Source organism: Streptomyces sp. NPDC057694 (assembly GCF_042799415.1).
Lineage (GTDB): Bacteria > Actinomycetota > Actinomycetes > Streptomycetales > Streptomycetaceae > Streptomyces.
Genome location: NZ_JBHVIX010000008.1, coordinates 307,803 through 316,182, shown reverse-complemented (window position 1 = coordinate 316,182; position 8,380 = coordinate 307,803). Strand labels below are relative to the sequence as shown.

Genomic DNA, 8,380 nt, shown 5'->3' with positions numbered 1-8,380 from the left:
GAGGGCGAAGTCCGTTACGCCCGCGACGCGTTCGAGGGCCTGCGCCTGATGGACGCCCTGATCGCGGTCAAGCGCGGCGTCCCCGGCGCCACCCTCCCCGAGCTGAAGCAGCGCCGGGTCAAGGCGGCCGCCGTGCAGATCGAGGAGCAGCCCGACGAGGGGCCGGTGCGCTCCGACACCAGCACCGACAACCCGGTGCCCGAGCCCCCCTTCTGGGGCACCCGCGTCGTCAAGGGCATCCAGCTCAAGGAGTACGCCTCCTGGCTCGACGAAGGCGCCCTGTTCAAGGGCCAGTGGGGCCTGAAGCAGGCCCGCACCGGCGACGGGCCCACGTACGAGGAGCTGGTGGAGAGCGAGGGCCGCCCCCGCCTGCGCGGCTGGCTCGACGAGCTGCACACCAAGAACATGCTGGAAGCGGCCGTCGTGCACGGCTACTTCCCGTGCGTCTCCAAGGGCGACGACCTGATCATCCTGGACGACGACGGCAACGAGCGGACCCGCTTCTCCTTCCCCCGCCAGCGCCGCGGCCGCCGCCTGTGCCTCGCCGACTTCTTCCGCCCGGAGGAGTCCGGCGAGACCGACGTCGTCGGCCTCCAGGTCGTCACCGTCGGCTCGAAGATCGGTGAGGCCACCGCCGAACTGTTCGCCGCGAACTCCTACCGCGACTACCTCGAACTGCACGGCCTGTCCGTCCAGTTGGCCGAGGCGCTCGCCGAGTACTGGCACGCCCGCGTCCGCTCCGAGCTGGGCTTCTCCGGCGAGGACCCCGCCGAGATGGAGGACATGTTCGCCCTGAAGTACCGGGGCGCCCGCTTCTCGCTGGGCTACGGCGCCTGCCCCAACCTGGAGGACCGCGCCAAGATCGCCGACCTGCTCCAGCCGGAGCGGATCGGCGTCCACCTCAGCGAGGAGTTCCAGCTCCACCCCGAGCAGTCCACCGACGCCATCGTCATCCACCACCCCGAGGCGAAGTACTTCAACGCGCGGTAATCGACAGCAGTCGTACACTGGTCCGTCCAGCGCAGGCCGGTCCCCACCCGGGGACCGGCCTCTTCGTCCCTCATGGAGGTGTGCCCGGATGACCAGTACGGTCCCCGCACTCGGTACCCGAACGGCCGAAGGCTCCACACTTCAGGCCGTACTCCTCGACATGGACGGGACCCTCGTCGACACCGAGGGATTCTGGTGGGACGCGGAGTCGGCCGTCTTCGCCGGCCTCGGCCACACCCTCGACCCGGCCTGGAAGCAGGTCGTCGTCGGCGGCCCCATGACCCGCAGCGCGGGCTTCCTCATCGACGCGACCGGCGCCGACATCACCGTCCCCGAGGTGACGGTGCTGCTCAACGACGCCTTCGAGCGGCGCATCGGACAGCACCTGCCGCTGATGCCCGGCGCCGCGGGACTGCTCGCCGAACTCGCCGCCCAGCGCGTGCCCACCGCGCTCGTCTCCGCCTCCCACCGGCGCATCATCGACCGCGTCCTGCACTCGCTCGGCCCGGCCAACTTCCACCTCACCATCGCCGGTGACGAGGTGGCCCGCACCAAGCCGCACCCCGACCCGTACCTGATCGCCGCCGCCGGACTCGACGCCGCACCCGAGCGCTGCGCCGTCATCGAGGACACCGCCACCGGCGTCGCGGCCGCCGAGGCCGCGGGCTGCCACGTCGTCGCCGTACCGTCCGTCGCCCCCATCGAGCCGGCCCACCGGCGCACCGTCGTGCCCTCCCTCGAACACGTCAACCTGTCCTTCCTGCACGGCCTCATGACGCCCTGAAAGATGGCAGGGGACACGGGACGTGGCCGGAAAGCGACTGAAGTACCGCACGCCTCAAATGAGTTGACTGTGTGACCTTTCCCACTTTCCCGTGGGTCGACAGCTCCGCCCGGGCGTGCTGGGTGTCCGCTTTCTGCCCGCTCGGGCATGCCCATGTGTCCCGATTGGTGGCCCCCTGCGGGGAACCTTCCTCCTGAGGCGTTTTCGGTGCGTCCACACCCGGTTTCGCAGCGTGATGGGCGCCCGGAAGCGGCGCCTGTGAGCCCCGGCGGCGATCCCATTAATGTCATCGCGAGAACATCGCCCCACCCCTCGTGCTCCTGTCGCCCACTCCGCGCCGGAAACGAGTGGGTCAAGCTCTGGAGAACGTCGAGCATGAACCGCAAGACTCTGGTGCTGTCGGCCGTCGTCGGCCTGCTCGCCCCCACGCTGGCCGCGTGCGGAGGCTCGGACAGCGGTAGTGGTGGCGACGCCATCGTGGTGGGCACGACCGACCAGTTCGAGCTCACCTCCGACACTCCGGCCCCGTTCGACCCGGCGTTCTCCTACGACGCGGGCGTGTGGAACGTACTGCAGCAGACCCTGCAGACCCTCGTGGCCGTGCCCAAGGGCGGCGGCGAGCCGGTGCCGGAGGCGGCGAAGAGCTGCGGGTTCACCGACAGCGGCAGCGAGCGCTACGTGTGCGAGCTCCGCAGCGGACTGCAGTTCTCCGACGGGACTCCCGTCACGGCCGCCGACGTCAAGTACTCCATCGACCGCGTACGCGGCATCGACAGCGACAGCGGCATCGCGGGCCTGCTCTCCACGATCGACACCATCGAGACCGTCGGCAAGGGGAAGATCGTCTTCCACCTGAACACGCCGGACGCGACCTTCCCGTACAAGCTGACCACCCCGGCCGCCGCCCTCGTCAACCCCGACGACTACGCGAAGAACAAGCTGCGCAACGGCTTCGACATCAGCGGATCGGGCGTCTACACGCTGAAGACCGAGGTCAAGGACAAGAAGGTCGTCAAGGCGGTCTTCACCAAGAACCCGAACTACAAGGGCCAGTTCAAGGTCAACAGCGACACCGTCGAGATGCGTCCGATGTCCAGCGCCGAGGCCATGGAGACGTCGCTCGAAAAGGGCGACATCGACGTCATGGGCCGCACGCTGACGCCCGACCAGATCTCCAAGTACTCCGCCAAGGTCCCCGACGGCATCAACTTCGTCGCCACGCCCGGCCTGGAGACCAACTTCCTCGGCTTCTCCCTCAAGCAGGGCCAGGTGGGCGACAAGGCCGTCCGCCAGGCGATAGCCCAGGTCGTCGACCGCGGCCAGATCGCCTCCGAGGCGTACAAGTCGACCTCCGAGTCGCTGTACTCCCTCGTCCCCGCCGGCGTCGTCGGACACGCCAACTCGTTCTTCAACGAGTACAACGACCCGGACAAGACCAAGGCCGCCGCGATCCTGCACCAGGCGGGCATCACCACGCCCGTCAAGCTCTCGCTGCACTACACCCAGGACCACTACGGCCCGGTCATGAAGAAGCAGTTCGAGCTGCTCGCCCAACAGCTCAACGACAGCGGCCTGTTCAAGGCCGAGGTCCACGAGACCAAGAAGTGGAGCAAGTTCCGCGCCGAGGAGCTGGCCGGCAAGTACCAGGTCTACGGCATGGGCTGGGTCGCCGACTTCCCCGACGCCGACAACTTCCTCGCGCCGTTCCTCGACAAGGACAACTTCCTCGCGTCGACGTACACCAACTCCACCATCACGCGCGACCTCATCCCCGCCTCCCGGCGCGAGTCCGACCGCGCCGCCGCGTCCAAGACGCTGAAGCGGATCCAGGACACGGTCGCCGACGACGTCCCCGTGCTGCCCCTGACCCAGAGCAAGCAGTACATCGCCGCCGGCGACGACATCACCGGCGCCGAATGGGCCCTGTCCTCCACCTCCCTGCTCCAGCTGTGGGAGCTGGGCCGCGGCGTCAGCGGCTGATCCCCGTCCCCGCACGCACATGAAGCACGTACGCACATGAAGGCGGCGGCCACCTCTCGGTGGCCGCCGCCTTCATGCTGATGAGCTTCTCCGCGAGTACTACTGCGCGCCCGGCCGGACCAGACCGCTCTCGTACGCGTACACCGCCGCCTGCACCCGGTCGCGCAGCCCCAACTTCGTCAGCACATGACCGACATGGGTCTTCACCGTCGTCTCGCTCACGAACAGATCGGCCGCGATCTCCGCGTTCGACAACCCGCGCGCCACCAGCTTGAGCACCTCGACCTCGCGCTCGGTCAGCGTGTGCAGCGTGTCCGGCACCGGCTCGTCCCCCGACGGCAGATGATCCGCGTACTTGTCGAGCAGCCGGCGCGTGATGCTCGGCGCCAGCATCGCCTCACCGGCGGCCACCACCCGGATCGCCTGCACCAGCTCATTGGCCGGAGCGTCCTTGAGCAGGAAACCGCTGGCACCTGCCTTCAGCGCCTCCACGACGTACTCGTCCAGATCGAACGTCGTCAGCACCAGCACCTTCGCCGGACCGTCCCGCCCCGGACCGGTGATCTGCCGAGTCGCCTCGACACCGTCCATCCGCGGCATCCGGATGTCCATGAGCACCACATCGGGCTGCAACGCGCGCACCTGATCGAGCGCCTGCAGGCCGTCCCCGGCCTCACCGACGACCGCGATGTCCTGCTCGGCCTCCAGAATCATCCGGAAACCCGTACGCAGCAGAGGCTGGTCATCGACCAGTAGGACACGGATCGCCACGAAACACTCCTTCGATAGTCCGGGCCCATTCTGCCCTGCTACACCCCGCCCGACTCGGCCGCCCTGACCGACTCCTCCGCAGGCGCCGGCACCGCCGCCACGATCTGCAGCGGATAGGGCGGGGGAGTACCGCCGAATTCCGGACAGACGGCCTGGTGATCGCACCAGCCGCACAGCTTCGTCGGCCGCGGCCGCCAGTCACCGCTCTCCGTGGCGAGCTGGATCGCCTCCCACAGCGCGTGCAGCTTCCGCTCCACCCGCTCCAGATCGGCGACCACCGGGTCGTACGTCAGCACATCCCCACTGCCCAGATACACCAGCTGCAGCCGCCGCGGCACGACACCCTTCAGCCGCCACACCACCAGCGCGTAGAACTTCATCTGGAACAGCGCGCCCTCGGCGTACTGGGGCCGCGGCGCCTTGCCCGTCTTGTAGTCGACGATCCGCACCTCGCCGGACGGCGCCACATCGACCCGGTCGATGATCCCGCGCAGCTTCAGCCCCGACTCCAGCTCGGCCTCGACGAACAGCTCCCGCTCGGCGGGCTCCAGACGCGTCGGATCCTCCAGCGTGAACCAGCGCGCGACCAGCCGCTCGGCATCCCCCAGCCAGCGGGTCATCCGCTCACCCTCGGGATCGTCCGCGAACAGCTCGGCCAGCTCGGGCCGCGCCTCCCGCAGCCGGTCCCACTGCCCCGGAATCAGCGACGTGGCACGCGGCGCGGTCCGCTCCGCCGCCGGGGCGTCGAAGAGCCGCTCCAGCACGGCATGCACCAGCGTGCCTCTCGTCGCCGCCTCGCTCGGCTTCTCCGGCAGCTTGTCGATCACCCGGAACCGGTACAGCAACGGGCACTGCATGAAATCGCTCGCGCGCGACGGCGACAGCGACGCCGGCCGCGCGGCGGGCTTCTCAGGGCCGGTCGCAGGGCCCGTCTCGGTACTGGTCTCCATGCGTCACCACGGTACGGCCCGCCACCGACAGTCAGGCACCCGCGCGTTCCACGGCGTCTTGCGTAGCGTGGCCCGGGGGAGTCGCCGGGGGCCGACGGACACCGTCCGCATACCATCGACGCCAGAACGTCCCGCCCCGCGGCGGGAGACGCTCGAACGAGGGGACCGAGGGATCACCGTGGACGAGAGCGGGCAGCCGCAGTCCGGCACCGGCGAGGCGACGCCGCCCGCGGAGCACACCGGGGCGCGTCCCGCGACGGACCGGGCCGACACCAGGACCGAGCACACGGGCGACACACCCCGGCGGGACCCCGCCGCGCCCGAGGCCGAATCCACCGGAACGAGGGACACAGGGGACACGGCGGACACCACCCCCGCCGAACCCACTGCTCCTGCCGACGGCCACCCCGACCGGCCGACACCCCAGGAGAAGGCCACCACCCCCACCCCGGACGAACCACCGACCTCCGAAGGAACCCCGACCCCCGACAAGCCGGGGACCGAAGAGCAGCCCGGGACGCAGCCGAGGACCGACGGGCATCCCGGAACCGACGTGCCGTCGGGACCCGACAGCGACGCCCCCGCCCCCACCGCACCGGCGCCGCACACCGGCAGCCCCTACGACCGGCACCCCGAGCGGACCGCCGCCACCTCCGGCCGGCGCAAGGGCCCCACCAAGCCCCCCGAACCACGCGGCGGACTCCTCATGGGACGCCCGTTCGGCGTCCCCGTCTACGTCGCACCCAGCTGGTTCCTCGTCGCCGCGCTCATCACCTGGGTCTTCGGCGGCCAGCTCGACCGCGTCCTGCCCGAGCTCGGCGCCGCCCGCTACCTCGTTGCCCTCTTCTTCGCCGTCGCCTTCTACGCCTCCGTCCTCGTCCACGAACTCGCCCACACCATCGTGGCCCTGCGCTACAAACTCCCGGTCCGGCGGATCCGGCTCCAGTTCTTCGGCGGCGTCTCCGAGATCGAGAAGGAGTCCGAGACCCCGGGCCGCGAATTCGTCCTCGCCTTCGTCGGCCCGCTCCTCTCCCTCGTCCTCTCCGGCGTCTTCTACCTCGGTATGAAGGCCGTCGAACCCGGCACCGTCCCCGGCGTCCTGCTCGCAGGACTGATGATCTCCAACCTCATCGTCGCCGCCTTCAACCTCCTGCCCGGCCTGCCCCTCGACGGCGGCCGGATGCTGCGCGCCGTCGTCTGGAAGATCACCGGCAAACCCATGAGCGGCACCATCGCCGCCGCCTGGGTCGGCCGCGCCCTCGCCATCGCCGTCCTCATCGGCCTGCCCCTGCTCACCCAGACCGACGCCCTGGGCTCGAACACGCAGGACACCGGCGGCATGGACACCATCACCGACGCACTCCTGGCCGCCATCCTCGCCGCGATCATCTGGACCGGCGCCGGCAACAGCCTGCGCATGGCCCGCCTGCGCGAACACCTGCCGGAACTGCGCGCCCGCAGCCTGACCCGCCGCGCCGTACCCGTCGAGCACACCACCCCGCTCTCCGAAGCCCTGCGCCGGGCCAACGAGGCAGGAGCCCGCGCCCTCGTCGTCGTCGACCCCGACGGCGAACCCCGCTCCATCGTCCGCGAGGCCGCCATCGTCGGCGTCCCCGAACACCGCCGCCCCTGGGTCCCCGTCAGCGGCCTCGCCCAGGACCTCTCCGACGGCATGCGCGTCTCCGCCGAACTGGCCGGCGAAGACCTCCTCGACACCCTGCGCGCCACCCCGGCCACCGAATACCTCGTGGTCGAGGAGAACGGCGCGATCTACGGCGTCCTCTCCGCCGCCGACGTCGAACGCGCCTTCGTCAAAGCCATGGCCCGCCCCAACTGAACGCACCGCACCCCGGCGGCGGCGCAGTGGTCGGCGCCCCGCCCGGGGCCCGGTACCCTGGTCACATGTCCGAACCGACCGGTGCCGCCCGCCGACGCGGGCCCTTCAAGGTCGGGGACCAGGTACAGCTGACCGACCCCAAGGGCCGCCACTACACGTTCACGCTCGAAGAGGGAAAGAACTTCCACACCCACAAGGGTTCCTTCCCGCACGACGAGCTGATCGGCGCACCCGAGGGCAGCGTTGTCCGCACCACCGGAAACGTCGCCTATCTGGCGCTGCGCCCCCTGCTCCCCGACTACGTCCTGTCCATGCCCCGCGGCGCCGCCGTGGTCTACCCCAAGGACGCGGGGCAGATCCTGGCCTTCGCCGACATCTTCCCCGGCGCACGCGTCGTGGAAGCGGGCGTGGGCTCCGGCTCGCTCAGCAGCTTCCTGCTGCGCGCCATCGGCGACGAAGGCATGCTGCACTCCTACGAGCGCCGCGAGGACTTCGCCGAGATCGCCAAGGGCAACGTCGAGCGCTACTTCGGCGGCCCCCACCCCGCCTGGCAGCTCACCGTCGGCGACCTCCAGGACAACCTGTCCGACGGCGACGTCGACCGCGTCATCCTCGACATGCTCGCCCCCTGGGAGTGCCTGGACGTCGTCAAGAAGGCGCTCGTCCCCGGCGGCATCCTCTGCTGCTACGTCGCCACGACCACCCAGCTGGCCCGCACCGTCGAATCCATCCGCGAGATCGGCTGCTTCAACGAGCCCACCTCCTGGGAATCGATGATCCGCAACTGGCACGTGGAAGGCCTCGCCGTCCGCCCCGACCACCGGATGATCGGCCACACCGGCTTCCTGCTCACCGCCCGCCGCCTCGCGGACGGCGTCGAGCCGCCCATGCGCCGCCGCCGCCCCGCCAAGGGCGCCTACGGCGAGGACTACGACGGCCCCAACGCCGACGGCGGCAACCGCGGCCGCTGAGCCCCACCGGACTCCCGCACCACAGCACAACGCACCGGCGCCGGAGTCGCGCCGCCCTCCCCGCCCGCGGGCCCGTTACTGGGTCTCGTTCCCTTTT

Annotated in this window: 7 protein-coding genes; 5 read left to right on the top strand and 2 right to left on the bottom strand. The window is 70.3% G+C overall.

Annotation, left to right across the window (positions count from 1 at the left end; translation table 11 throughout):
* From ACFVDP_RS20820 to ACFVDP_RS20810, 3 genes are all read left to right on the top strand, one after another.
* Positions 1–990 (top strand): vitamin B12 dependent-methionine synthase activation domain-containing protein (locus ACFVDP_RS20820; RefSeq protein WP_383491483.1); only part of this gene is annotated, 990 nt, incomplete at its 5' end.
* Between the two features lie 88 nt (positions 991–1,078).
* Positions 1,079–1,774 (top strand): HAD-IA family hydrolase, encoded by a 696-nt coding sequence (locus ACFVDP_RS20815; RefSeq protein WP_383491481.1) that lies wholly within the window; start codon positions 1,079–1,081, stop codon positions 1,772–1,774.
* A gap of 375 nt (positions 1,775–2,149) precedes the next feature.
* A complete protein-coding gene (locus ACFVDP_RS20810) occupies positions 2,150–3,754 on the top strand; it encodes an ABC transporter substrate-binding protein (protein WP_383491479.1) in 1,605 nt (534 codons plus the stop codon).
* 99 nt (positions 3,755–3,853) lie between these two features.
* Here the strand turns inward: ACFVDP_RS20810 and ACFVDP_RS20805 are convergent, their stop codons facing one another.
* Together ACFVDP_RS20805 and ACFVDP_RS20800 are read right to left on the bottom strand one after the other, a co-directional pair.
* Positions 3,854–4,525: a response regulator transcription factor gene (locus ACFVDP_RS20805; protein ID WP_111665813.1), complete on the bottom strand. Its 672-nt coding sequence runs from the start codon at positions 4,523–4,525 to the stop codon at positions 3,854–3,856.
* A 38-nt stretch (positions 4,526–4,563) separates the two neighbouring features.
* Positions 4,564–5,475: a RecB family exonuclease gene (locus ACFVDP_RS20800; protein WP_383491477.1), complete on the bottom strand. Its 912-nt coding sequence runs from the start codon at positions 5,473–5,475 to the stop codon at positions 4,564–4,566.
* 178 nt (positions 5,476–5,653) lie between these two features.
* On the opposite strand from ACFVDP_RS20800, the gene ACFVDP_RS20795 reads away from it, so the two are divergent.
* Both ACFVDP_RS20795 and ACFVDP_RS20790 read left to right on the top strand, forming a co-directional pair.
* Entirely contained in the window at positions 5,654–7,312 is a 1,659-nt protein-coding gene (locus ACFVDP_RS20795; RefSeq protein ID WP_383491475.1) for a site-2 protease family protein, read from the top strand.
* A gap of 65 nt (positions 7,313–7,377) precedes the next feature.
* The gene (locus ACFVDP_RS20790; RefSeq protein WP_018535043.1) at positions 7,378–8,283 is read left to right on the top strand and encodes a tRNA (adenine-N1)-methyltransferase; all 906 of its coding nucleotides are present in this window, start codon (positions 7,378–7,380) and stop codon (positions 8,281–8,283) included.
* The last annotated feature ends 97 nt before the right edge of the window (positions 8,284–8,380 follow it).

Excerpts from the sequence above, each read along its gene's own strand:
- ACFVDP_RS20800 (WP_383491477.1), bottom strand. The coding sequence starts at position 5,475 with ATGGAGACCAGTACCGAGACGGGCCCTGCGACCGGCCCTGAGAAGCCC.
- ACFVDP_RS20815 (WP_383491481.1), top strand. The coding sequence starts at position 1,079 with ATGACCAGTACGGTCCCCGCACTCGGTACCCGAACGGCCGAAGGCTCC.
- ACFVDP_RS20790 (WP_018535043.1), top strand. The coding sequence starts at position 7,378 with ATGTCCGAACCGACCGGTGCCGCCCGCCGACGCGGGCCCTTCAAGGTC.
- ACFVDP_RS20810 (WP_383491479.1), top strand. The coding sequence starts at position 2,150 with ATGAACCGCAAGACTCTGGTGCTGTCGGCCGTCGTCGGCCTGCTCGCC.